26 protein-coding genes and 2 tRNA genes are annotated in these 26,004 nt (G+C 32.3%); 19 read left to right on the forward strand and 9 right to left on the reverse strand.

Annotated features, from left to right (window positions below):
* Positions 1-2: 2 nt before the first annotated feature.
* Genes T329_RS0100335 through T329_RS0100355 form a run of 5 tightly spaced genes read right to left on the reverse strand, consistent with a single transcriptional unit; the run spans position 3 to position 4,608 of the window.
* The gene (locus T329_RS0100335; protein ID WP_029608460.1) at positions 3-731 is read right to left on the reverse strand and encodes a pseudouridine synthase; all 729 of its coding nucleotides are present in this window, start codon (positions 729-731) and stop codon (positions 3-5) included.
* Between the two features lie 9 nt (positions 732-740).
* Entirely contained in the window at positions 741-1,835 is a 1,095-nt protein-coding gene (locus T329_RS0100340; protein WP_029608461.1) for a nicotinate-nucleotide adenylyltransferase, read from the reverse strand.
* On the reverse strand, positions 1,835-3,079 hold the full coding sequence (locus tag T329_RS0100345) for a Y-family DNA polymerase (RefSeq protein WP_029608462.1): 1,245 nt from the start codon (positions 3,077-3,079) through the stop codon (positions 1,835-1,837). The genes T329_RS0100340 and T329_RS0100345 overlap by 1 nt, the downstream gene beginning before the upstream one ends.
* Positions 3,072-3,488, reverse strand: a complete 417-nt coding sequence (locus T329_RS0100350; protein ID WP_036461305.1) for an iron-sulfur cluster scaffold-like protein — start codon at positions 3,486-3,488, stop codon at positions 3,072-3,074. The genes T329_RS0100345 and T329_RS0100350 overlap by 8 nt, the downstream gene beginning before the upstream one ends.
* Positions 3,478-4,608 (reverse strand): aminotransferase class V-fold PLP-dependent enzyme, encoded by a 1,131-nt coding sequence (locus T329_RS0100355; protein WP_245595520.1) that lies wholly within the window; start codon positions 4,606-4,608, stop codon positions 3,478-3,480. The genes T329_RS0100350 and T329_RS0100355 overlap by 11 nt, the downstream gene beginning before the upstream one ends.
* 304 nt (positions 4,609-4,912) lie before the next feature.
* Between T329_RS0100355 and rplM the strand changes: the two genes are divergently transcribed.
* The 9 genes from rplM to T329_RS0100400 all read left to right on the forward strand — a co-directional run bounded on the left by rplM (position 4,913) and on the right by T329_RS0100400 (position 11,406).
* Positions 4,913-5,347 (forward strand): 50S ribosomal protein L13, encoded by a 435-nt coding sequence (rplM, locus tag T329_RS0100360; RefSeq protein WP_029608465.1) that lies wholly within the window; start codon positions 4,913-4,915, stop codon positions 5,345-5,347.
* A gap of 1 nt (position 5,348) precedes the next feature.
* On the forward strand, positions 5,349-5,750 hold the full coding sequence (rpsI, locus tag T329_RS0100365; protein WP_029608466.1) for a 30S ribosomal protein S9: 402 nt from the start codon (positions 5,349-5,351) through the stop codon (positions 5,748-5,750).
* Between the two features lie 60 nt (positions 5,751-5,810).
* Positions 5,811-5,887, forward strand: a tRNA-Ile gene (locus T329_RS0100370).
* A 292-nt stretch (positions 5,888-6,179) separates the two neighbouring features.
* The gene (locus T329_RS0100375; protein ID WP_029608467.1) at positions 6,180-6,521 is read left to right on the forward strand and encodes a cupin domain-containing protein; all 342 of its coding nucleotides are present in this window, start codon (positions 6,180-6,182) and stop codon (positions 6,519-6,521) included.
* Positions 6,522-7,406, forward strand: a complete 885-nt coding sequence (locus T329_RS0100380) for a UTP--glucose-1-phosphate uridylyltransferase (protein ID WP_029608468.1) — start codon at positions 6,522-6,524, stop codon at positions 7,404-7,406.
* A gap of 8 nt (positions 7,407-7,414) precedes the next feature.
* Positions 7,415-7,927 (forward strand): hypothetical protein, encoded by a 513-nt coding sequence (locus tag T329_RS0100385; RefSeq protein ID WP_029608469.1) that lies wholly within the window; start codon positions 7,415-7,417, stop codon positions 7,925-7,927.
* Between the two features lie 9 nt (positions 7,928-7,936).
* The gene (locus T329_RS0100390; protein WP_029608470.1) at positions 7,937-8,485 is read left to right on the forward strand and encodes an NUDIX domain-containing protein; all 549 of its coding nucleotides are present in this window, start codon (positions 7,937-7,939) and stop codon (positions 8,483-8,485) included.
* Between the two features lie 71 nt (positions 8,486-8,556).
* Positions 8,557-8,647 (forward strand) — tRNA-Ser (locus T329_RS0100395).
* A gap of 71 nt (positions 8,648-8,718) precedes the next feature.
* Complete coding sequence (locus T329_RS0100400; RefSeq protein WP_029608471.1) at positions 8,719-11,406, forward strand: cation-translocating P-type ATPase; 2,688 nt, start codon at positions 8,719-8,721, stop codon at positions 11,404-11,406.
* A 56-nt stretch (positions 11,407-11,462) separates the two neighbouring features.
* Here T329_RS0100400 and secA read toward each other — a convergent pair whose 3' ends face one another.
* The 3 genes from secA to gpmI form a co-directional block, all read right to left on the reverse strand.
* Positions 11,463-14,021 carry a preprotein translocase subunit SecA gene (gene secA / locus T329_RS0100405; RefSeq protein WP_051630100.1) on the reverse strand — a complete coding sequence of 853 codons (2,559 nt, stop codon included), beginning with the start codon at positions 14,019-14,021 and terminating at the stop codon, positions 11,463-11,465.
* A 242-nt stretch (positions 14,022-14,263) separates the two neighbouring features.
* Positions 14,264-15,133, reverse strand: a complete 870-nt coding sequence (locus tag T329_RS0100410; RefSeq protein ID WP_029608473.1) for a Cof-type HAD-IIB family hydrolase — start codon at positions 15,131-15,133, stop codon at positions 14,264-14,266.
* A 1-nt stretch (position 15,134) separates the two neighbouring features.
* Complete coding sequence (gene gpmI, locus T329_RS0100415; RefSeq protein ID WP_029608474.1) at positions 15,135-16,625, reverse strand: 2,3-bisphosphoglycerate-independent phosphoglycerate mutase; 1,491 nt, start codon at positions 16,623-16,625, stop codon at positions 15,135-15,137.
* Positions 16,626-16,760: 135 nt separating this feature from the next.
* On the opposite strand from gpmI, the gene dnaX reads away from it, so the two are divergent.
* The 7 genes from dnaX (at position 16,761) to T329_RS0100450 (ending at position 23,549) form a co-directional block, all read left to right on the forward strand.
* Positions 16,761-18,629, forward strand: coding sequence for a DNA polymerase III subunit gamma/tau (gene dnaX / locus T329_RS0100420; RefSeq protein WP_029608475.1), 1,869 nt, complete (start codon positions 16,761-16,763; stop codon positions 18,627-18,629).
* A gap of 11 nt (positions 18,630-18,640) precedes the next feature.
* Positions 18,641-18,931, forward strand: a complete 291-nt coding sequence (locus T329_RS0100425; protein WP_029608476.1) for a YbaB/EbfC family nucleoid-associated protein — start codon at positions 18,641-18,643, stop codon at positions 18,929-18,931.
* On the forward strand, positions 18,931-19,518 hold the full coding sequence (locus T329_RS0100430) for a toprim domain-containing protein (protein WP_029608477.1): 588 nt from the start codon (positions 18,931-18,933) through the stop codon (positions 19,516-19,518). Before T329_RS0100425 ends, T329_RS0100430 begins: the two co-directional genes overlap by 1 nt.
* 12 nt (positions 19,519-19,530) lie before the next feature.
* The gene (gene tmk, locus T329_RS0100435; RefSeq protein WP_029608478.1) at positions 19,531-20,202 is read left to right on the forward strand and encodes a dTMP kinase; all 672 of its coding nucleotides are present in this window, start codon (positions 19,531-19,533) and stop codon (positions 20,200-20,202) included.
* On the forward strand, positions 20,174-21,097 hold the full coding sequence (locus T329_RS0100440; RefSeq protein ID WP_169734328.1) for a hypothetical protein: 924 nt from the start codon (positions 20,174-20,176) through the stop codon (positions 21,095-21,097). The genes tmk and T329_RS0100440 overlap by 29 nt, the downstream gene beginning before the upstream one ends.
* On the forward strand, positions 21,090-21,812 hold the full coding sequence (gene rsmI, locus T329_RS0100445) for a 16S rRNA (cytidine(1402)-2'-O)-methyltransferase (RefSeq protein ID WP_029608480.1): 723 nt from the start codon (positions 21,090-21,092) through the stop codon (positions 21,810-21,812). Before T329_RS0100440 ends, rsmI begins: the two co-directional genes overlap by 8 nt.
* A 78-nt stretch (positions 21,813-21,890) precedes the next feature.
* Positions 21,891-23,549 carry an MBL fold metallo-hydrolase RNA specificity domain-containing protein gene (locus tag T329_RS0100450; RefSeq protein WP_029608481.1) on the forward strand — a complete coding sequence of 553 codons (1,659 nt, stop codon included), beginning with the start codon at positions 21,891-21,893 and terminating at the stop codon, positions 23,547-23,549.
* 8 nt (positions 23,550-23,557) lie between these two features.
* Here T329_RS0100450 and T329_RS0100455 read toward each other — a convergent pair whose 3' ends face one another.
* Positions 23,558-24,196 (reverse strand): DUF402 domain-containing protein, encoded by a 639-nt coding sequence (locus T329_RS0100455; protein ID WP_051630101.1) that lies wholly within the window; start codon positions 24,194-24,196, stop codon positions 23,558-23,560.
* Between the two features lie 151 nt (positions 24,197-24,347).
* Here T329_RS0100455 and ftsY point away from each other — a divergent pair, with 151 nt between their 5' ends.
* From ftsY to rpmG, 3 genes are all read left to right on the forward strand, one after another.
* Positions 24,348-25,406, forward strand: coding sequence for a signal recognition particle-docking protein FtsY (gene ftsY / locus T329_RS0100460; RefSeq protein ID WP_029608483.1), 1,059 nt, complete (start codon positions 24,348-24,350; stop codon positions 25,404-25,406).
* Entirely contained in the window at positions 25,384-25,626 is a 243-nt protein-coding gene (locus T329_RS0100465) for a sigma factor-like helix-turn-helix DNA-binding protein (RefSeq protein WP_029608484.1), read from the forward strand. The genes ftsY and T329_RS0100465 overlap by 23 nt, the downstream gene beginning before the upstream one ends.
* A 206-nt stretch (positions 25,627-25,832) precedes the next feature.
* On the forward strand, positions 25,833-25,985 hold the full coding sequence (gene rpmG, locus T329_RS0100470; RefSeq protein WP_029608485.1) for a 50S ribosomal protein L33: 153 nt from the start codon (positions 25,833-25,835) through the stop codon (positions 25,983-25,985).
* Positions 25,986-26,004: the final 19 nt, after the last annotated feature.

The following is a 26,004-nucleotide window of genomic DNA, read 5'->3' on the forward strand; positions in this document are numbered from 1 at the left end:
GTTTACAAATTTAATTTTTTCTCTTGCTCTTTAATTAAATTATTTAAGTCTTTTAATTCTTTAAAAGTCAATGAACGATATGTTCCTGTTGGCATTTTTTCAACATTAATATTAGCAAAAGAAACTCTTTTTAGATTAATAACTTTGTGACCAATTGCTTCAAAAAGTTTTTTAACGTGGTGATATGAGCCAACATGCAGGGTAACTAAATATGATTTATTTTCAACTTGATCAACAATTTGCTTAGAAATTTTACCATTAACCTCAACACCAGCATTTAGTTTTTTAAACTCATTTAAGGTTAAAGGAGAATCAATTCTAGCACGATATGTACGTGGAATTTCATATTTAGGGTGAGTTAGTTTATTAACCAAAACCATATCGTTAGTTAAAATTAGAGTTCCAGTGGTATTGTAGTCCAAACGACCTACAGGTACAACTTTATAATCATTTGGCACTAAATCCACAACAGTTTGGCGCTTAAATTGATCTTTTACTGTTGAAACAGTTTTGACTGGCTTATTCAAAACATAATAAACAAATTTAACATCATTTCACTGAACAAGTTTGCCGTTTACACTCACCGCATCATCGCGAGTAACTTTTTGCCCAAGCGAGGCTAATTGATTATTGACTTTGACTTTACCTTTAACAATTAACTCTTCAGCTTCACGACGTGAGCACACACCTTGCTGTGAAAGAAGTTTTTGAATTCTAATTGCTTGATCCATAAAATACTCCTAATTCATTCATTTTTGATAGATTTTTTCTTGTTCTTGATCAAAAACAACACCTTTATCTTTATTATAATTATAGTTAATTCTAACCACTTCTTTAAAACCTTGTTCCAAGTTTTCCATGGCCAAAGCACGTAATTTTTGCACGCCATTGAATGCTCTGCCATCGCAAATTTTATCGGCGATAAACAAAATTTTATCTAGTTTTGATAATTCTAGTTTCAGTGTTGTATGGCATGAAATAGCTTCAAAAATTTCCTCATCATTGATCATATAAATGTATTTGACTCATAAACCGCCACAAACTTGGTGCAATTTATGTTTAGGGAATTTAACTTTATCATAACCTTCTAGCCCCATAAACTGAATAAATTCACGCGAAGCTTCTTCTGTTAGCTCTTTGCAAATATCATGGAATAGGCCTGCGTAGTATCCTTGATTATAGCTTAGGCCATTAGCTTTGGCTAATTTAGCAGCAAATTCAGCGGCCGCTACAGAGTGCTTTGCTCTTAAAGCACTCAACATTGAGTGAACAATTTCCTTAGCATAAAGTCTATTTTGGCCAATGTAAGCATTAACTTTTTCAGGTGTATACTCCAACGCACCCATACGAATTTGCGTAGAAGACTCCTCGTAGAATGGGTTATCTAATCTTAAAACATTAAAACGTTTAATGTTAGTTTTATCAATATTTGTTGAACGTTTAAACACAACAAATTGAGCTTTTTTACTCATTTGTTCAATAAATTCTCATTTATGTAAACTCGGTAATGAATCTGATCCAATAATGAAAAACAATTCATCATTTGGGTGTTTATGCGCAAAATAATCAATTGTTTGATACGTGTAGCTTAGTCCACCTTTTTTAGTTTCGTATTCACTGATTTCAAAATTTGGGCCAAGACCTTCAATAGCTAATTTAAGCATATTAATTCGATCTTGAGCGGGTGCATTTTTTTGTTTCTTTTTGAATGGGTTAGTTGCAGCAGGAATAAATATCAATTTGTCAAGATTTAATTCTTTATAAGCATACTTTGCAATTTCAACATGACCTTGATGCACAGGATTAAAACTGCCTCCAAATAGTCCTATTTTCATTAGTTTTTTACCTCCAAGTCAGTATCTAAATAACGCGAATGAATATTATCTTTAATTTCATCTTTAACAAATTCGCTTGCGATTTTTAGTCCTTTTTTCTTTATTTTGGTATTAATTTTATCAATTAATTGTGTTATTTGATCTTTTTCAATTGTGTTAGTTTGCACATTTGTGTCAAAAAGACTTTGTGGTTTATATGTGTCAAATTCGTTAACCAGGCTGGATAATTTTATACCAATTCCACGGATATATTCATCATTAAATACTTTGTTAAATATTCTGGAACCTATTTCATAAATTTCTTCTGTGTCGTTAGTAGGGATTTTGATGCTTTGTTGTTTTCTGAATCACGTTTTATCAACAGTGCGCATCGAAAAAGTGATTACATAGCCAAGTAAGTTTCTGTTTTTAGCTCTTAAAGAAACTTTTTTACACAATTGATACAAAATTTTCAATATTTCTTCACGCTCGTCAATATCAAATGATAAAAAAGTTAACTCATTACCGATTGATTTTAGCTCATTGTGTTCATAATTTAATTTATTTGGTCCCTCACCCCTAGCTTGCAAAACGTAGTCTTTAGTTAATGAGCGAAAAACAGTGTATAAGTAGGGATCATGCACATCTCGAGCGGCTAAGTCGCCAATAGTATTGATGCCAATTGCACGCAACTTTAGAGCAGTTGACTTGCCTATACCAAAATATTCTTCAATTTCCAGCGGCCAGATACGTTTTTCTATATCATCTCAAGTTGTGTGTAAAACGCCGTATGGCTTAGCCAAATTAGTTGATAGCTTTGCTAAAAATTTATTGTGTGAAATGCCTACAGAAATTGGTATTCTGAATTTTTCTCTGATTTGGCGTTGCATTTTGCGCGCTAAAAGTTCTGGGTCTTTATTTTTGCACATTTCACTAGCGTCTAATCAGCATTCATCAATTGAGTAAACTTCAATGTTTTTTGTGTATTTTTGAGCAATAAAGTTGAAAATTTTATTGCTCAAGGTAATATAAAGATTAAAATCTGGCTCAATAAAAATAGTTCTAGGTTCAAGCTCTAGAATTTTGTAATTTGGTCAACCAGATTTAGCCCCCTTATTCTTTAACTCATAGCTCACAGAGCAAGCAATTGAACGGCGTAATTTACGTCCGATAGCTATTGGTTTATTGTCGTATTGAGGATTAATTACTCTGTGTGCACTGGCAAAATAAGAGTCAAAGTCAATATGAAATATTATTTTATCCATTTAGTTTTTCTTTAATAGCACTTGAAAGCATTGTTGCACAATAAAAACGATTTGGGTGCTCTTTAACATTATTAAAAATTGCTAACTCACCTAATGTTTGTTCATTTTCAATGTGTCCATTTTTGACAAAAGATTCATATTTTTCAATAAAATCTTGAGCAAATTCAACACTTTTGCCTTGAAGTTGATCAATCAATAAATCTGAAGATGAGATCATAAACGCACAGCCTTTTGCATCAAAACTCAAATTATTAATTTTGTTGTCAACAACATCGAAATTAAATTCTAAGTAATCAGCGCACGCTTGACCATGCTTTATAGTTTTAGCTTCACCTTGGCTTTTTTTGTTGTTTGGTTTAAGGTAATGAGCCATAATGATGCTTCTTTTTTCGTTTTGATTATATGACAAGGAAATCACCTCCATTCCGCAACGCTTTAACAAGCTTACTTATTTCGTTTTTAGTATTATATACCCCTAGCGAAACTCTAACATATGAGTTTTGATCTTTAATATTTCTAACATAATGGGCACAAAATAATCCTGAGCGAACATAGATATTTTGTGTACCTAAATAGTGGGCAACATCGTGTGAATCAACACCTGCTATGTTAAATAAAATAATATGATCAGATGGGTTAGTATAAATTTGAATATTTGGAATTTTTTTCAATGATTTATACGCAAAAAGACTCAATTCTTCAAGAATTTTATTGCTTTTTTCATAGCCAATATGCTCGTTGAAAAAATCAATAGCTTTATCAAACATATACATACCAGCAAAATTAGCTGTGCCTGGTTCAAATTGTTCAATAGTATCTTTTTTAACTCATTGACAAGCTGAGTCAATATTTAATACTGATCCACCACCAAAATTTACAGGTTCAAGATTTTTTAATAGTTCGTTTTTGACCGCAAGCACCCCTAGACCAGTAGGGCCATAAAATTTATTGGCACTAAAAGCGGTTACGTCGCAATATTTCATTGAAACTTGTTCATAAACCACCGCTTGAGCAGCGTCATTAACGACTATACAATTAAATTTTTTAGCTAATTCGTAAATTTTAGCTAAATCATTTCTGAAATTGAAGTTATTGCTCATTTGCGTTAGTGCAACTACTTTTGTTTTAGGATTTATAGAATTAATTAAATTTTCCTCAACAATAACTTTTGCTCCTTTATTTTTAGCAATTTCAATTCAAGGTATAAAGTTTGAAGAATGGTTGTATGCTGAAATTAAAATTTCATCATCTTTTTCAATATTATTGGCAAATATTTGAGCAAACATGTTTAGTGATGCTGTGGTTCCCGATGTAAAAATTACACTAGTTTCATCAGTATTAGAATCTAGTAATTTAGCAACTTTTACTCGTAAATTATTGATTAAATCATTATTTTTTATACCTAATGGTGCATTTGCAGTTCTCACACTTACTGAAAATTTATTGTAAAAATCATTGCATGCTTGGACTGCAACGTCAGGTTTAAGTGATAGGGCTGCGCTATCAAAATATAAAATCTGTTTTGCCATATTAAAATGGTCTCTAAGTTTTTTCATAATTTAATTTTATTGCAAAAGTTAAAAAACACAATTTTGGATGCAAAAAGTTGTAATTTTGAACGCAAAATTCAGGTTCTTAAGCTAAGCTAAATAAAGTATAAATATTAATCTAAATATTTTGATTTTTTAACTTTTGTTGTATAGTTTTATTTATACCGAGCGAAACTGTGTCGTTAAGTTCGTTATAAAGTTCGGTTCGACGAACAAAAATCCAGTAAAAAATTATCCCGTTAACGCTATTGGCATGGCCAATGATTATATTGAGGAGAAAACAATGAGACAAACAACTATTGTAAATAAAGAAAAAGCAAACAAAAAATGATACGTTGTTGACGCCGAGGGTCAAGTTCTAGGTCGTTTAGCAGCTAAAGTTGCATCAGTACTAAGAGGAAAAAACAAACCAACATTCACTCCTAACGCTGACATGGGTGATTACGTAATCGTTATCAACGCTGAAAAAGTTGTTCTAACAGCTAACAAAGAAGAAGATAAAGTTTACTACCACCACTCAGGATATCCAGGTGGACTAAAAAGCATTACAGCTGCAAAATTAAGAGTTAAAAAACCTACAGCTCTAGTTCAAAAAGCTATCGCAGGTATGTTGCCTCACACAAAATTAGGTGACAAACAAATTAAAAACCTATTTGTTTACGCAGGTCCAACACATAAACATGAAGCACAAAAACCAGAAAGTTTAGAGGTAAAATAATATGGCATCAACTAAAACTATTGAATACCGTGGCTTAGGTCGTCGTAAATCATCTACAGCACGTGTTCTTTTAAGACCAGGTAAAGGCACATTTGTAATTAATGGTCGTGACGCTAGAGCTTACTTAGCATCAGATTTATTTTTACAAGATGCTTCACAACCTTTAGCTTTAACAGAAACTCTAGGACAATTCGACATTACAGTTAATGTTCGTGGTGGTGGTTTAAGCGGTCAAGCAGGTGCTATCCGTTTAGGTATTGCTCGTGCATTATTATTAGCAAGCGATTCATTTAGAGCTAAACTGAAACCAGCTGGTATGTTAACTCGTGATGCACGTGTTAAAGAACGTAAAAAACCAGGTTTACGTAAAGCTCGTCGTTCACGTCAATTCTCAAAACGTTAATTTTAATTTTTTTATTACAAAATACAAAAAGTTGCGGTATAATAATCCCGCAACACATAAGCGAGCGTAGCTCAGCTGGTTAGAGCACACGACTGATAATCGTGAGGTCGATGGTTCAAGTCCATTCGTTCGCACCATTTCACATAGTGACCAAAATAGCTTTGATGCTATTTTTTTATTATCTTCACTCAAAAGTTATATAATAAAAGTGACATCTTGGGGACAGGATGTCAACGTCAAATTATCATTCATCTCAAAATATTTTATCCATTTATTCGTATATTTGTTAGTTATCGCATATTAAGCTATTTTTTTATTAATTGCATATATAAGCCTCCTATCTATATTAAATTACGAGATAATAATACCTAGCAGACGTGCTAGGTTTTTAATTTACATATGTGCAATAATAATTTACAATTATCAAGTATGTCAAAACCAAATATTGAACTTATCACAAATATTTTTGATCTAGCTAATAAAATTAATATTTCACAAGCAGATCGTAGCGAAATAATTAAAACATTATCTAATGACAATAAAACAAAAGTTGAATTAATCTTTTCTAAAAACGCCAGCACTGATTGAATGAATTCAAAAATGTTTGAATTAGCATTCTTAATCCAAGGTAAAGCAGTCGTTGAAACAAATGAAAATAAAATAATCGAAATGACTGCTGGAGATTGCATATCAATACATCCTAATGCAACACATAGAGTCGTTAGCACTTCAAAAAATGCTTTGTGAATCGCAATACACACGGAGGAATAAATGTTTAAACCAGTAAAAAAACTTATAATACCCGCTGCTGGATGGGGAACTAGATTTTTACCAATGACCAAAAGCGTGCACAAAGAACTTGTGCCTATTTTAAACCGTCCCTCGCTTGATTTACTTGTTGATGAGGCTATTGATTCAGGCATTGAAGAAATAGTATTAATTATTTCCAAAAGAAAAGAAGATATGCTAAATGTATTCAATGTTAATGAACAGCTTGAACATGAATTAATGAACAAAAATAAACAAGATTTATTGAAAAATGTTCAAAAAACAAATCGTTTAAACAAAATTAAAGTTGTTTATCAACACCAACAATATGGCTTAGGTCACGCTTTGGCTTGTGCTAAAGAAGTAGTTGGTGATGAACCTTTTGCTATCATTTTGGGGGATGATTTAATTAAATCAAAGGTCCCGGCAATTAAACAACTAATTGAGTTTTATAACCACACCGGCGCAAATATTTTAGGAGTTCAAAACGTTGATATTTCCCAAGTAAGCAAATATGGAATCGTTAATCCTTTAGATTCAACAAAGAAAGATGAACAATATTTTGAAATTAGTGGGGCAGTAGAAAAACCACAACCTGATGTTGCACCGTCACAAAAAGCGATTCTAGGTCGCTATGTCTTTAATCCTGAAATATTACAAATACTATCAAATATTAAATATGATGGCCAAAATGAAATTCAAGTCGTTGATGCTTTTAAAGTGTTGCAAAATGAATATAAGCAAAAAATATACGCGTATGAATTTGATGGCGTTCGTTATGATCTAGGTTCTATTGAAGGCTTTGTTAAGGCCAATATTGATTACGCATTAGATGATTTAGAAATCAAAGATAAAATTGTAAAATACATTAAAGATAAAAACTTGTAGGAGTAATTATGAAAACTAAAAAAATTCTTATGACTTTAAGCCCTCTTGCTTTAGCACTTCCTGCTGCGGCGGTTAGCTGCAATAAAGAAAAAAATTTATCTAAAGATCACCAATATTTAATCAGTTTAAGAGCGAGTGCTGACACCATTGAAAAAAGATTAAAAAATAACAAGTTTAAAAATGAGGAACAAAATGTTTCTTTAGCTAGCCAATTGTCTGAAAAAATAGCCAAAGCTGATGAATTATTGAAACAAGAAAATTTAACCGACGAACAAATAAAAACATTGCTAGATACATTTGTTCCTTTAGCTAAAACTGCTTCAGATTTATTGAATTTTCAAGAAGATTTAGCTAAATTAGAGTTAGTCAAAACTCAATTGGAAACTAAAATTTCTGCAAAAGAAACGCCAGAAGACAAAAAGCAAAAATATCAAGAATTTGTACAAAAAATAACAAGTGCTATTGAATCAAAAAATAAAGAACAAGTTAGTGAACTTTTAAAACAATCTTACTTATTGTAGGATCCAAAAATGACAAAAAATAACACAAAATTATTCACAAATGATTGAATAAGCGTGTACGAATCAGAAAAAGGCTTTACCTACTGCCAACGTAAAAGCATAAACTCAATTGCTGCTTTACTGTATAGAAAAAATAAAGATAAATACGAATTTTTAATCCATTATCAACCTTTGCCTGAGATTGAAGAAAAACAAAATTGAGACGATTTGTATGCTTGCCCCATTACTGGCAGTATTGAGCCTGATCAAAGCCCTTTAGAATGCGTAATTAATGAGGTTTTTGAAGAAGCAGGATATAAAATAACACCAAACAATATTAAGGTAGAAAATTTTGCTATCGCCACTACTCAAATGAATGAAAAAGTGTTCAATTTCTTGGTGGAAGCTAGCAATCTAGAACAATTCCCTTTCTCAACCGACGGCAGCATTTTTGAGTCAGTAGCTCAAAATAAATGAGTTAGTGAAACTGAATTATGCAAAATTTTGGCCAAACAGATTCATCTTTCTTCGTTAGCTAGTTTATACTTAATGTTTAAAATTTACGTTCTATCTCAGTAATTTGGATACACTTGATAAGTGTATTTTTTTATCAAAATATTTATTTTAATATATAATAGAAAAGCAAAAACGGAACAGTACTCAAGTGGCTGAAGAGGCGGTCCTGCTAAGACTGTAGGGGTGGCAACACCCGCGGAGGTTCAAATCCTCTCTGTTCCGCCATTTTTTTTATTAATTTTTTCCCATTTTAATGACTTTAGATAAAATTATTATTAAATATTTTAGGAGTACAAATGAATAGTCAGCAAGCAAAAGAATATAAGGGTCTATCAACCCAACAAGCACAGGAATTGTTGCTAAAAAATGGCAAAAACAGTCTAATTAAAAACAAAAAAGTCAATCCTGTAGCTGCTTTTTTCAAACAATTTATTGACCCAATGATTATTTTATTGATTATTGGTGCGTTAATTTCACTTGGATTGGGCATTTATGAACACTTAAGTGGTAAAAAAAGCGGTATCGATTTGACTATTAGTTATGTTGAACCAGCAATCATTATGCTAGTAATTATGCTTAACTCAATGTTGGGTGCATACCAAGAGGTTAAATCAGATCGAGCTGTTAGAGCTCTAGAAAAAATGAATGAAACATATGCAAATGTTGTGCGTGATGGCGTAGTTCAAAAAGTAAAGGCCACTGAGTTAGCTGTGGGAGATTTAATAATTTTAGCGGCGGGTGATACAATCAGTGCTGATTGCAAAATTGTTGAATCTTCAAATTTAATGGTTGTTGAATCTTCGCTTACCGGTGAAAATTTACCAATTCACAAGCAAGCAAATTGAGATCAACAAACAAATGCTATTTTAGCTGAAAATACTCATTTATTGTATTCAAGCACTTATGTAACCAACGGAAAAGCTAGCGCAATAGTTGTTGCAACTGGAGTTAATACAGAAATAGGTAAAATCAATGATTTAATCCAAAAACAAGGTAAAAACACAACTCCTCTTCAATACAAATTGAATAAATTAGGTAAATGATTTGGTATTGGTGGTGTAGTATTACTTTTTGTAAGTTTAATCACTCAAGTGCTATTAAACAATTTAACAACCGGTTCTTGAGACAATTTAGATGTATATACTCATGCAACCGTTACTGCCATTAGTTTGGCTGTAGCTGCAATTCCAGAGGGACTTTTAACCTTTACAACAGTATTATTATCCGTTGGTGTAAAAAATCTAACTAAAGAAAAGGCTTTGGTTAAAAACTTGCTTGCTGTTGAAACTTTAGGTTCAGCATCAATAATTTGTACAGATAAAACAGGTACGCTAACTGAAAACAAAATGAAAGTTGTTGATGCGTACGCTTTAGCAACTGACAAAACATTAGTTAATGAAGGTTTTAACAATTCATTTTTACAAATAGCTAAAAATTTAGTAATTTGTAATGATGCCTTCATTAATTACGATGAGCAGACAAAAACATTTAATGAGGTAGGTGATCCTACTGAAACAGGTATGTTAATGTGAGCTCATGAACATAATTTACACAAAAATGAACTTTTAAGTCAAAACAAAATCATTGCATCGCTACCTTTTGATAGCGATCGTAAAATGCACTCAGTTTTAGTTAATGATGGTTCACAAAACTATGTAATAACCAAGGGTGCACCTGACGTTATTATTTCAAGATCAATTAATATTAATAAAGAAAAAATTAGCTCAATAAATGAAAATTGAGCAGCTCAATCATACAGAGTTATAGCCTTAGCACGTAAAATTGTTGACAAACAAAATTTAGATTTTAGCGATGAACAAAACCTTGAATTTATTGGTATGATAGCTATGGTTGACCCGCCGCGCGCTAACGTTAAAGAAAGCGTGCTTGCTGCTAAAAAAGCTGGTATTAAAACAGTAATGATTACTGGTGATCACATCACTACAGCTAAAGCTATTGCCTTAAATTTAGGAATTTATCAAGAAGGTGATATTTGTTTAACTGGTTCAGAATTAGCTACATGATCGCAAGAAAAACTGGAGCAAGAAGTAACTAAAATTTCAGTTTATGCTCGTGTAAACCCAGAAGATAAATTAAGAATTGTTAAAGCTTGACAATCACATGAAAAAGTTGTAGCAATGACAGGAGATGGAGTAAATGATGCTCCAGCATTGAAAGTATCTGACATTGGCTGTGCGATGGGTATTACAGGAACTGACGTTTCCAAACAAGCTGCCGACTTAATTTTGGTTGATGATAATTTCAACACAATAGTTTCTGCTGTTAAAAACGGACGTTCAACATTTGACAAAATTAAAACAATCATCATGAACTTGCTTGTTTCTTCAATTGTTGAAATAATTGTAATGATGGTTGGAATGATTGCGTTTTTCTTTGCATACAAAGGAAAATATGAAGAATTTTATATTTTCGGTGCCAGCCAACTACTTTGAATTAACCTAGTTTCTCACGGCTTACCTGCTATTGCTTTAGGTTTTGTTGATAGCGGTAAAAATGTAATGGACAGAGATCCATACAATAAAAAAGAAAGCATATTTGCACGCGGAATGGGAACAACATTGATTTGGCAATCATTATTGTTGAGCTTAGCAACATTAGTTTCTTATACAATAGGAGCTGAGTATGCTCTAGCAAATAATCTTGATTTAGCTAAAATCGCTTCAACATGTGCCTTTATCACCTTAGGTCTAGCTTGCGGAATTAACACAATAAACTTTATGAGTCAAAAATCAATCTTTACTTCATCAATTAAGAAATATTGATTAGTATGAGCAGCTATTTTATTTTCAGCAAGTACAATTTTACTGATTGGATTAATTCCAAGTATTGCACAAGTGTTTAGAATGGATAATATTGTTTCACATCCAACTCTAGTTGCTAGCTCTATTGCTTTAGGTTTAATCTTAGTTTTTGCAAATGAAATCAATAAATTGATTGCAAAAATACTGAAAAAATCACAATAATTACACACACGACCACATTTGGTCGTTTTTTCATACAAAAAAATAAGGCCTTCGCCTTATTCGCTTGGAATGATATTATCAGGGTCAACAAAAGTTTGTTTAACTTTTTCGGCTAACTCAAACATGTTGGCTTCAGATTCTTTGGCTTGGTAATAAAAATCAAGTCATTGTTTTTCTTTTTCATTATCATCCATATTATCATCATCAAAGTAAATAGCATCTTTAATGCTAATCAACAGTGGGTCGTGACGCACATGAGCTGGGATTAATGTATCCGCACCTTGACGATCGTTAAAAATAGTTCTAACAACATCTGTAGCTATATTTGCTAGCATTTGATTGAATTTTTTGCTTCCTTCTTCAGTATAAACTTGGTAAGGGTTTTTTTGCGAATATTGCACTAAGTTAACATTTGAACGTAATTTGTCCATAGTGTTGATATGATTTTGTCAATAACGATCAACCACAGATAAAACAGCTTGTTTTTCTGTATAAAGTAGGTAGTCTCTAGCAACAGAATCTTCAAAAACTTCACGTCAATGATTGTAGTAGGCAATATTTTTTTCTGTTAAATATTCCTTCATGTCACTTTCGTGAACTTTTGATAACTCTTCAAGAGTATACTTGTTTCTAATTCCCGCACCTAAAAACTGCGTATTTAAATATTCCAATAATTTTTCATAAATAAATGCACCATTTTTGTTGATAAATTCAGGATTAGTAACAATTGTATTGGTTGCGTTTTTGATCATTCTTTCAATAATGTAGCCTAAATCTTCATTAACTAAAATTAAGTCACGTTGTGCATAGAAAAGATCTCTTTGCTGACGAATAACATCGTCATAATGCAACACACTTTTACGTGAATCATAGTTGAAACCTTCAATTTTTTTCTGAGCCGCAACAAAGCCATTAATTAATGATTTAGTGGTAATTTCAGCATCGCCTTTGTCTTTAAATTGTTCTTTAAACTCTTCAAAGTTAGCAAAACGACGCATTAATTGATCATCTAGTGAAACGTAGAATTTAGATACCCCTGGATCGCCTTGACGACCACTACGTCCACGTAGCTGATTGTCAATTCTTCTACTTTCAGCTCGATCAGTACCAATAACGTATAGTCCACCTAAATCTTTAGCTCCTTGGCTTAATTTAATGTCAGTTCCACGACCAGCCATGTTGGTTGCAATTGTGACTGCTTTTACCTGGCCAGCTTGTGCAATAATTTCAGCTTCTGACGCATTTTGTTTAGCGTTCAATACGGTGTGAGGAATTAAAGCTTTAGACAAGAATTGGTGTAAGATTTCTGAATCCTCAATTTGGGCAGTACCGACCAAGACAGGTTGACCTTTTTCATATAATTCCTTGATTTTTTCAGTAACAGAGCTTCATTTTCCATACGCTGTAGCAAAAATTGAGTCAGGTAAATCTTGACGTAAAATTGGACGGTTTGTTGGCACCACATTTACACGCATGTTGTAAATGTCAATGAACTCTTGTTCTTCGGTTTTGGCAGTACCAGTCATCCCACAAAGCTTGTTAAACATACGGAAAAAGTTTTGGTATGTAATTGTAGCCAGTGTTTTGGTTTCGCTTTCAATTTCAACGCCTGCACACGCTTGAATTGCTTGCTGCAAGCCCTCTGAATATGAACGTCCTTCCATGATACGGCCAGTAAATGCGTCAACTAGTTCAATCTTGCCGTTACGCACAATATACTCAACATTTTCACGCATTACTTTATGAGCACGAAGCGAGTTTTGAATACGGTGAACCATCTCTGAGTTTTCAATATGATACAGGTTGCTAAACCCAAAATATGAATTAGCCTTTTGAATACCGCTATAAGTCAATGAAATTGCCTTACTTTCTTCGTCAATTTCATAATCATCTTCGGTCAAAGTACGAACAAAACGATCTGCCATGTAGTAATCACGAGTATCTTCACCTTCACCACCCGAAATAATTAGTGGGGTTTTAGCTTCATCAATTAAAATCGAGTCAGCTTCGTCAATTAGACAAAAGTGAAGCCCTCTTTGGACTTTATCACTCATTGATGTGGCCATATTGTCACGTAAATAGTCAAAACCTAGTTCTGAGTGCACTGAATAAGTAATGTCTGCCGCATAAGCTCTTCTTTTAGATTCAGGATCCATTTGGGCTTTGTTGATACCTACGCTCATTCCTAATCAGTTGAAGACTTCACCCATTTCAATAGCATCACGCTCTGATAAATATTCGTTAACTGTCGAAACAATGGCACCTTTACCCTCAAGCGCGTTTAAATAAACAGGAGCAATCGAAGTAATAGTTTTACCTTCACCTGTTTTCATTTCCGCAACTGAAGCTAAATCTAGTAGCAATCCACCAATCATTTGCACATCATAAGGTCTTTTACCTAGCACACGTTTAGTTGCTTCTCTAGACACAGCAAAAACCTCTGCACGCATCGATTCTAAGCTTTCACCATTAGCTAAACGAGATTTAAATTGATGAGTTTTGTTTTGCAAATCTTGATCGCTTAATTTCGAAATTATTGGTTCATACTGATTAATTTTCTTTAGAGTTTTTTCAGCAATACGCATTTCGGTTGATTTAAAGTCAAAAAATTTCATATTTGTAATTTTACAACAAATTATTATATTCATATTTAGATATTAATAGGAATGTTGTTATGTAACTAAAAACTGTTTGTTTATAGCGCCAATTAAATAGCGTGTAAATCGTATTGAAATTTATTGATATCAGTCTAATTTTTAACGTGTATTGATCTTTTAATAACATTTGGTAATTTGCGGTTGCAATTTACACACAAAAAAACGCCTCGGACAACACAAGACGTTTTTGATTTGCTTATTTATCTTCTTAATTTTGCATTTTGAGCATTGATTTTTTGTTCAATAAGAGCTTTTTCTTGCATTAACCTTGTTCTATAAACATAGTCAACAATTGCTTCGCCTAAACCGTTTTGTTCAACAGAACTTGTGTATAAAGACACTGATTTTTTGACAATTTCGCTTGAATTATCCATTGCATAAGCAAAGCCGGCAACTTTTAGCATACTTAAATCATTTTCGCTATCACCTATAGCCATAACATATTCGGGTTTAGTATTAAACACATTTTTGCAAGCGTATAAAAGTGCATCACCTTTGCTTACATTTTTTGCAGTTATTTCAATGTGGGTAGATAATAAAACAATATCAAGATCTAAATCTAGCTTAATTAATTCATTGTATATTTTCTTGATGTGATCAATTGGCTCAGCTATTTCAATCTTAAATACTGATTTTATAGCGTCTTTTGACAAATTATAGTCGTCAAAATCATTGAAAGTTTTGTAAAAATCACTCATTTCAAAACTCATGTTGTATAGCCCAAATTCTGTTTCATTGTGTCATGCGATTGAGCCATCATATTTATCAACAATTTTGATTATTTTTTGCGTATTTTCATCTGAAATTATTTGTTTGTAAACATATTCATCATTTAATATGTCGTATATCTGTGCACCATTTGAAGTTATCACATATCTTGAGTTTAGCTCTCTAGCTAAAAATTTGATTTTGTCATAAAGAGGGTTACCTGTTACTATAACAAACTCGACACCCTCTTTTTTTGATTCCAATACAGACTCTTTAACATCATTTTCTAGTTTGTGCTCTGGAAAAGAATATATTGTTCCATCCACATCGCTAAAAACTATTCTTTTAAACTGCTCATTCATTTTAAATTAAGCTCTCCTGTGTCATTTCTTTAGGTTTAGGTATATTTAAATATTTTAATATTGTTGGAGCTACATCTCCAAGGATTCCATTTTTTAATTCAACATTTTTGTCACTACATACAAACATTACTGGATTATCAGTATGTTTTGTGGCAGGTCCACCCTTTTTATCAATCATTACTTCAGCATTACCATGATCTGCGGTGATAAATAAAGTTACACCATTAGAATTAGCCCACTCTAAAACTCTAGCTAGTTGGGTGTCTAAAAATTCCACAGCCTCAATCGCAGCACTCAATACGCCAGTATGGCCAACCATATCGGGGTTTGCATAGTTCATAATAACCAAATCGAAGTTTAAGCCTTGTTCTAGCAATGTGCCCGTTATTTCTTTAGCACTCATTTGTGGTGCTAAATCATAAGTTTTAACCTTCAATGAATCAACCATTATACGCTTAGAATTTTGATATTCAACATCAACTCCACCATCCATAAAATAAGTTACGTGCGAATATTTTTGCGTTTCGGCCAGTCTAAGTTGTTTTAACCCTGAATTAGCAATAGCTTCACCGATTGGATTTTTAACTTGCATTTCTTCAATAGCAACAATTGAATCAATACCTTCATATTTCATCATTGTAACAAAACTTGAAAGTTTTACTGAATTTAAAGGCACATAATCAAATAAATTCGAACCGATTAGGCAATGTGACAATTGACGCGCTCTGTCTGGTCTAAAGTTAAAAAATATTACACTATCACCGTCTTTAACAAAATCCCCTTCAATGCTTGAGGCCGGAATAATAAATTCATCGCTAATGTTTTGTGAGTACATTTGTTCAACATATTCAATAACATTATTGAATTTATTGTTGCTTTTGCCAACAATAGCATCGAAATGCACTTGAACACGGTCGAACATTTTGTCTCTATCCATGCCATAGTATCTACCGCCTATTGAAGAAATTTTGTAGTTAAATTCACTAGTTAATTCAATAGTTTTACTTAATGAATCTAAAATTGATTTAGGTGCTACATCACGTCCATCGCCTATTAAGTGCAACGATACATTTTTTAATCCATTTTCGTGTGCTAGCTTCATTATTTCAAATAAGTGATCTTGATGCGAGTGGACTCCACCATCGCTTAATAAACCAATTAAATGCAATGTTTTATCAGTATTTTTTATTGAATTTATTGCATTTAACAAAGCAACATTAGATTTAAATTCACCTGTTTTGATTGACTGATTAATTAAACTTAGCCCAGTATAAACAATTCTACCTGCACCAATGTTTAAATGTCCTACTTCTGAATTGCCCATTTGACCTGCGGGCAAGCCAACATATTCGCCTGATGCTTGCAACAGTGAATGCGGATATTCGCTTAGCAATTTATCAAGTGTAGGAGTTTTAGCTAACGCGAAGGCATTGCCTTCATAATTTGGTCCAATTCCTAGACCATCTATCACTATTAAAACGCTTTTTTTCATATATTTCCTTTCAACTTATAGACATATATTCAAAAATTTAATGATTTATGCTGATTTAATTTTAATTGAATTTTTTTGCTAATTTTAAAATAATTATCTTAATATTAATATAATTAATAAACTAGAGGGGGTAAAATGAGTTATAAGGCACTATATCGAAAATACCGTCCAAGCATTTTTGATGAAGTTGTGGGTCAAGACCACATTGTGAAAACCCTAAAAAACATTATCCTAAATCATAAAATTTCACACGCATACTTATTTGCTGGTCCACGAGGGGTCGGTAAAACTAGCGTGGCTAAAATTTTTGCAGCTACACTAAATTGCTCGCATGCAGACACTTTAACTAATATTTGCGAACATTGTTTGCAAACTGTAAATCAAAATTTTGACATTATTGAAATGGACGCTGCTTCAAATAATGGCGTTAAAGAAATACGTGATTTACGCGACAAAATTCAACACACTCCCGCAAATGGTAAATATAAAGTCTACATTATTGACGAGGTTCATATGTTAACCAAAGGTGCGTTCAATGCTCTTTTAAAAACATTAGAGGAGCCACCTGCACACGCAATATTTATTTTGGCTACCACCGATCCGCAAAAAATACCTTTGACAATTCTTTCGAGAGTGCAAAGATATAATTTTAGAAAAATTCCAAACAACATTATTGTGCAACAGCTACAAAATGTATTGAAAAATGAACAAATTTTGTATGATTCTGAGTCATTAAACTATATTGCGCGTTTGGCGAATGGCGGCATGAGAGACGCTTTGTCTATTGCTGACCAAGCCTTGGCTTATGGCAATGGTAAAATCGAATTAAAAGATATTGTGTATGCCTTTGGAATTAGCGATAATCAAAATCTAGCCAATATTATTAATTTACTATACACAGGCGAAATCAAAAACTTGATATTGCTTGTTGAAGAATTAAAAAATGGCGGTATAGACCCCAATTTATTTGTTTTAGGTTTACTAAGTGCAATCAAGGATTTTTTGGTTTATGAACGCACTGCTGACGCATCATTATTGGAGCTATTCCATGTAGATGAAATCAACTCATTAAACATTGATTATCGATTCGCTCTTGAGTTATCAGATAGCTTTTATAAGTTAGCTCGAGAAACTGCATTTAGTGATGCACCATTTGAATTAATTGAACTAAGTCTAATTAGAATGTGTAAGCAGACAAAATCGAGCATCAACATTGGCAGACCTAAAGTAGATAATTCTGAGAATTTAGCAACAAAAAATACTGAAAAAGTTGAATTAAGCGCCAACAAGGAGGATTCAATGGGAAAAGAAAAATTACAAGACACAGTTAAAATTGCACTTGAACACAGTCAAGAGCTTCTAATTGAATCAAATGATGATTTAGCTGACGTACAAAATTTAAGTGATGATTTATTAAACCAAAACGATGATTTTAACTTTGAAGATGATGGATTAATTTCAACTTCGGAAATAGATTTAAGTGAAAAAACAAGTTTTTCTGCAAGTATTAAACTTCCAGATTTTGATACTGAATACAGCACTAAAACTGAGTACATAAACACATACACAAACGAAGAATTATCAAATCTGTTGAGACTTTCAAATATTGAAGCCGTAAATGATATCAACAACTCAATAAGTGTAGCTGTTAAGTTGAATATAGACCCAACTTATACGCAGTTAATTAGAATTTTGAAGGAAGTAAAAATTCTAGCAGCGGGACAACACTTTATAATATTGACCGCTAAAGATAATAGAATTTTGAACTATCTAAAAGATGTACAAAAAGACAGTATTTTTCAAGAGTTTATGCAAAAATACTGCGGAGAATACAAACATATTTACGCAATCGGAGACAGAGTTCAATACAAAGAGATTTCACGCCAAGTAATCAATGAATTTGATACAGGCAATGTAGGACCAACAACTCCATTAGAGCCAGTAAAAATTGATTCAATGGACACACCAACAGGTAAATTATTTAAAGAATTAAGTCTAGTATAAGGAGAAAAATTATGGATCAAGCAATGTTAAGAAAAATGCAAAAACTGCAAAAAGAATTACAAGACAAAACTGAAGAATTTATGGAACAAACATTCAGTGAAGAAAAATACGGGCTTGAAGTTGTTGCTAAAGGCAGCAAACGTATTGTAGCTATCAACATAAAGGACGAAGACTTAGTAGACCCTGAAGACCCTCAAACTTTATCTGATTTACTAACTCTTGTAATCAATCAATTGTTTACTAAAATTGATGAAGAGCAAGAAAAACTTATGCCGCAAATGCCAGGTGGATTTGGTTTCTAATGAAAATTAAAACTCTTGAAGAAGCTAATGAAATATTCAAGAAAATTCCAGGTATAAGCAAAAAACAAGCAGAAAAAATGTCTTCATTTTTGTTAAACCAACCTTCTGAATTTAGTACTGAATTAATTGAAAAAATCAATAATATACACACAAAAATTCAATTTTGCCACAAATGCAACTTCATTCGTGAAGAAGGCTTGTGTTTGAATTGTGATGATAAATTCAAGACTAATTCACTAATGGTAGTTGAGAGCCCAACAACACTAAACAAAATTGACGAAATGGGTATTTTTTTAGGATACTATTTCGTATTGCCATATTTAATGAGTGTTAAGGGACAATTAAATAGCCAAGATTATGAATACCAGCAACTTTTTGATTTTGTAGACCAATATAATTTCGAAGAAGTTATCATTGTCATTTCACCATCTTTGGAGGGCGAAATGACAACAAATCATTTACTTACACTTTTTGAAAATAAAGGTATTAAAGCTTCAAGAGCTGCCATTGGTATGCCGATGGGATCAAGTCTTGAATACTTAGATACTTTCACAATTAAGCAAGCAATTGAAAATCGCAACAAGTAAAAAGGGGTACATATGTTTATTACATTTGAAGGGCCAGATGCCAGCGGAAAAACAACTATTATCAATAAACTTGTTGAATTTTTAGCTAAAAAATGTCCAGGTTTGCAATATATTACAACTCGTGAACCAGGCGGAAAAGACATTATTGAAGCTGAAAAAATTCGCGAATTAATTCTTGACAAAAGGAGTGTTTTAAGCTCAGTTGCTGAAGCGTTGCTGTACACAACAAGCAGACGTATTCACCTTGAAAGAGTTGTCTGACCAGCTCTGAAAGAAAACAAACTTGTTATTAGCGATCGCTATGTTGATAGTTTTTATGCTTATCAAGGTTACGCTAGAAATCTTGGAGTTGAATATACAAAACAAATGTCTGCACTAGTAATTGAATCCACAATGCCTGACATTACTTTCTTTTTAAACATCACCCCTGAACAAAGTAAAGCTAGACTTAACGCTGGTCGCTTGGTTCAATACCACGATCGCTTAGATGCTGAAACTGACAACTTTAGAGACAAAGTTTATGAAGGCTACCTAAAATTGATAGAAAATGAGCCTGAGCGCTTTGTTGTTATCAACGCAAATCAGTCTGTGGATGAAGTATTGTCTGAACTTATCGATAAGCTGTTTGCTAACGAGAAATTCAAAAAATGATTTGATGAGGTTAATAAAGGTGATATCGAATAATTTTAAAAAACTTATTACCTCAGCAGCTTCGTTAAACAAAATAAGCCACTGCTATTTATTAAAAACATACAAAGGTGTAAATCTTGATGAACACCTTGTTTTTATGATCAATAATTTTACTAATTCCAATATAAAATCAATTGAAAACACACCAGCAAATATTATTGTTGCTGACGCATCTAAGTCAACAGGCGAAGGTCTTAAAAAAAATGACATTTTAACCATTTTTGAATCAAGCAGTTTTAGCAACATCACTAACTCAGAACAAAAAATTATCATTTTCAAAAATATTGAGTTAGCTTCACACGTTGCTTTGAACGCATTGTTAAAAACCATTGAAGAACCGGGCAATAACGTTACTTTTGTTCTAACAACAACCAACGCTCAGCTGTTGTTGCCAACAATTAAATCTCGTTCATTTATTATCAATATTAACAAATCAAGCAACGATGAAATTAAACATTTACTTGCTAGCAAAAATTTAAACCCTGAAATATCATGGCTTTATTCAAAAACGTTAAATGATGTCGATGAACTTGAAAATATCAATATATCAAGTGATCTGATTTTTTCACTGGTTAAAGCATTAGAAGATTCATTCAAAAATAAGTTTGCATTGTCTTATTTTCTAACATGTTTAAATAAAAAAGAAATGCATACTCAACTTGTCTTTTTATTCCGAATACTGAAATTTTTCTACAGTGCAAAATATTTGTATTTTCAATCAAAACCCAAGGAATTTCAGTCTTTATTCAGTAAAATTACAAAATCAAACAATGATTTTCGCAAATCAATAACAGCAATTGATTCATTTCTTAATAACATAAAAGAAAATATTAATTTGTTTTTACAGATTGAAGCATTAATTAACAAAATAATGGAGTGTTATGAGTAAAATTTATATAGTTGGAACACCTATAGGTAACCTAAAAGATATAACATTACGGGCACTTGAAACACTTAAATTTGTTGATTTAGTAGCCTGCGAAGATACTCGTGTGAGTGAAAAATTGCTGTCACATTTTGGGATCAGCAAAAAACTAGTTTCATACAGCAAAATAGACGAAAGTAAGTCAGCTGCATATATAATTGACTTAATTTTAAAAAACAATTTAAATGTTGCACTTGTTTCAGATGCTGGTATGCCTTTGGTGAGTGATCCTGGTTTTGAGTTAATTAAACTCGCAAGAGCAAATAATATTGATGTTCAACTAGTGCCAGGAGTAAATGCTGCGATCAGTGCTTTTGCACTGTCAGGTTTGTCTCAAACCTTTACTTTTCACGCTTTTCCAAAAGAAAAAAGTGGGCAAAGATTAAAACAAATTCAGTCTTTAGACACTGAAAATTCACATATTTTCTATGTTTCGCCACATAAAATTGATAATTTTTTCGCCGATATTCAAACATGTTGGGGCCAACAAGCAACAATTTTTGTTGCTAGAGAATTAACTAAAATTCACGAAAGTTTTTACTTAGGAAGCGTTGAGCAAGTTAAAGAACAATTAGCTCAAACATCGCAAAAAGGTGAATTTACAATCGTTGTTAAAATGAACGCCGCAAAACGCGAAAAGATCAACAAATATCAACATTTTTCAAAAGTCAATCATTAGCAATATTGGCTTTTTTTATGCTATAATAAACAATATTTATTGACTTTTTACTTTCCAAACAATAATGATAGGAGAAAAATGAATCATATAAACATATTTGCCCTTGGTGGCTTAGATGAAAACGGTAAAAACTGTTATGTTCTTGAATACAACAATAAAATCTACGTTATTAATGCCGGGACCAAAGTGCCAATTAACTCAAAAAATGGTGTTGATACATTAATTCCTGACTTTTCATATCTAGAAAAAAATAAAGATCGCATTGTTGGTGTGTTTATTAGCGATGTGAAAAATGAAACCTTCTCAGCTTTACCATGATTATTGATGCATGTACCAAATTTAAACATTTACACATCAGCATTCAATAAAGTAATGATTACAGAAAGAATTTCTAAATACAAGATTGAAAACAAAAGTTATAAGATCCATACACTCTCTAAAATGAGTAAATTCGGCGAAATATTGGTTCAACCTATTGAACTAGCAGGCTCAATGCCTGGGCACATTGGATTTGACTTTATTACACCAAATGGTGATGTTTTATTCATGTTTAACTTTGTTGAAGGTGATTTGGGAATTTACGGTAAACTTGATTTTGATTTTCTTAAAAAAGCCTTTACCAAAAGAAAATTATTAGCCCTTGTAGTTGATTCAGGTCGCGCTAACTATTCAGGCAAAGCAGTTGAAAAGATTAATTTACCTCAAACTGTTAAAGAACTTTTCTTAGCCGCTAGCCCTAACGAAAGAATTGTAATTGGTGCATATGATGAAGAAATGGTTGCAATTCACCAGATTTTGGATTTAGCTTACCAAACAAATCGTCCAATCGTTACATATGGTAAAACTTATGGTCAACTTTTCGAACTAATGCGTAAAGAGCACCCAAAATTGAATTTACCTAAATTAGTTGACTACAAACTTGCCAATAAAAACGATAACGCGGTTATTTTAGTTACTGGTTCAATTGAGCGTTTATACTCAAGATTTTTAAGAATCACAGATAATAACGACGTGTTTTTAAAGCTTAAAAACACTGATAATGTAATAATGATTGCTCCCCCAATTGCTGGTCTTGAAAGCATAGCAGCGGTTGCGTTAGATGAAATAGCACGCATTACTCCTAAAATTTCAGATGTTTCAAGTAAAGAATTTTACAGACACCGTCCTGCAAGTCAAGATTTAGTCGATTTAGTCAACAAATTGCAACCTCAATACGTAATTCCAGTGCAGGGTCTATATCGCTATTTATCTGAGGCTGCTAAACAAATTGCGCAAAATACTAACACTAAAGTGCAAAATTGTTTATTGTTGCAAAATGGTAAAATTGCTCACTTTATTGATGGCAAATTGGCAAGTACAAAAGGTAAAGTTAAAGGCGTTGGCGACGTGATTATTGATGGCTTTGGTATTGGTGATATTAGTACCGAAGTTATTGCTGAGCGTGAAATTTTAGGTCGTGATGGTGCAGTTATTGTCACTACAACTTATAATCCTGCAACTAAAAAAATTGTGGGTAAAGTACAAATTAATATTGTTGGATCACTTGACAAAAACGACAAAAAAGAAGCCGAAGAATTGATTATTTCAACAATTGCAAATCTTTTGGATACAGAAAAATTTGACGGTCTTAAAGATTTTCAAAACCGTGCAAGACACGTTGTTAGAAAGAAAATTTTTAAAACATTTAATAAAGAACCAATGATTATTGTGTCTTTAAATCAAGCAAATAGCAACTAAAAAACTGCCTAACGAGCAGTTTTTTTGCATTTGTGATTGTTTTGCTTTACTTCAATGTCACCTTCATCATCATTTGTACGAAAGTGACGTGGCAATGAGTTGTCTAATTTAATTACATCAACGTAGTAATCTATCAATTTTGGATTGAAAAAATACTGATTTTTTTGCTGTTTATCAATTAATTGCTCTAGGCCCTCATAAATAATTTCTTTAAGGGCTTCAGGATAATTGAATTTTTTGGCATTTTGACTAAATTCCTCGCGGTCAACTATTGAAATGTCGCGGCGTGGATAGCACTTTAAATCAAGGTCAAAATCAATAAATTTTATTGTATTATCTTCATAAATTGGCTTAGATGCTAAGTTGACATAAATGTAATTATGTTTCTTTTTTAGCATCACCAGTGCATTGTAATTTTCATTTTTAGGCATGAACCAAATCACTGGTTCACGGTATACTCATGAACTTTTTTCAGTTTCAGCTACCTTGGTTTTATAGATAAATAAAGCATAATGGTCTTCAGTGTTGCGTATTACCTTTACGCCATTTCATTGACGATAAAGATGACCATTATATTTGTAAGCCTGCACATTAACAATGGCTCCCAAGAGAGGAAAATTCATCTCTTTATTTTTACATATTGGCATATAATCCCCTTAAACAGATGGACTGTTATTATTAAAGCTCTAATCGCTATATTTTTAATTATAAGCTAAAGGCAACAATTTTGAGTGGTTTTAGTTGTTTAATTTGAGTTTTATTTAGCAAAAAGCAATTTTAGAATAAAATTAAAACAATATGGGATTTTTTAAATTTTTAAAAGAAAAAATATTCGGTAAAAAACAAGATAAAGTTGCCGAAAAAGAACAGCAAATCGAAGCTTTAGAAGAGCAAAAGCTTATTGAAAGTAAAAAACTTGAAAAATATGCAACGGGTTTAACTAATTCATCAAGTTTGGGGCAAAAAATATTCAATTTACAAAACAAACATAAAAAAATTAATGAAGAATTCTTTGAAGAATTAGAAGAAATTTTAATTATGTCTGATATTAGCGCTCAACTTGTTTATGCAATCATTACACACCTAAAAAATGAAGTTAGAGCAAGAAATCTAACTGATTCAAAGGATTTAGGTGAATTAACTGCTGATCAAATGTTTGTTATTTATACCAACAAAAGCGTTGTTGATACAACTTTAGATTTTCAAGATGGACGCTTAAATATCTTTGTTTTTGTCGGTGTTAATGGGTCAGGAAAAACTACTTCAGTTGCCAAAATTGCACATAAATACACATCAATGGGTAAAAAAGTTCTTGTAGCAGCTGCCGATACATTTAGAGCAGGTGCAGTAAGCCAACTTGAAGTGTGGGCTAAACGTGCTGGAGCTGATATTGTCAAAGCTGATAAAGAGGGAGCTGATCCTGCTTCAGTAGTCTTTGATTCATTGAAAAAAGCCAAAGCTGAAAATTATGATTTATTGCTAATCGATACAGCTGGTAGATTGCAAAATAAAGTTAACTTAATGAAAGAACTTGAAAAAATGTACGGAATTATTGAGCGTTTTCAACAAAACGCTCCACATGAGTGCTTGCTAGTGCTGGATGCAACTACGGGGCAAAATGGAATTAGTCAGGCTAAACACTTTAAAGAAGTGGCTAATCCAACAGGAATTATTTTAACCAAAATGGATGGCACCAGCAAGGGTGGAATTGTTCTTTCAATTAAAGATGAATTTGATCTGAATGTTAAATACATTGGTTTAGGCGAAGGAATAGATGATTTAGAAGAGTTTGATTTAGAAAAATTCATTTACACAATGACTAAGGAATTAATTGATGCAGCCCAAATCAACGATTAATACACTTGAGCAAAGAGAATACTACATCGACTTATTCGAAAAGTATAAAAGTTTTTTAACGCAAACTCAAGCGCAGTGTTTTCAATTGTATTTTTTTGAAAATTTAAGCTATCAAGAAATTGCAGATATTGGCGCAACCACACGCAGCGCTGCTTATGATAGTGTGAAAAAAGCTGTGCAAAAACTTGAAAAAATGCATCTTAAGATGCAACAAAACTAAATTAGCTCTTTAAAACAGGTTTTATATAAAAATTATTTTTGAAAAAATTAATAAAAGTTATAATTGAAAATGACTTCTTATTATTGAGAAGTAATATTGTCTTAGTTGACATTGACTCTTGTTATGTTTACAAACTTAACAAAGAGATAAAATCACACATAAATGTTCAATTTATGTGTCAATAACAATCAATATAGGAGATTAACATGGCAAGAGAAGGGTTTACATTCCAATGCACAGTGTGCAAAATGGAAAACTACATTAGTAAGAAAAACAAAAAAAACCACCCAGAAAAAGTTGAATTAAACAAATACTGTGGTAAATGTAACGCACACACCTCACACAAAGAGAAAAAATAAGCAAATGAAAAACGAGCTC

The organism is Mycoplasma simbae ATCC 49888 (genome assembly GCF_000702705.1).
GTDB classification, from domain to species: Bacteria; Bacillota_I; Bacilli_A; order Mycoplasmatales; family Metamycoplasmataceae; genus Mycoplasmopsis; species Mycoplasmopsis simbae.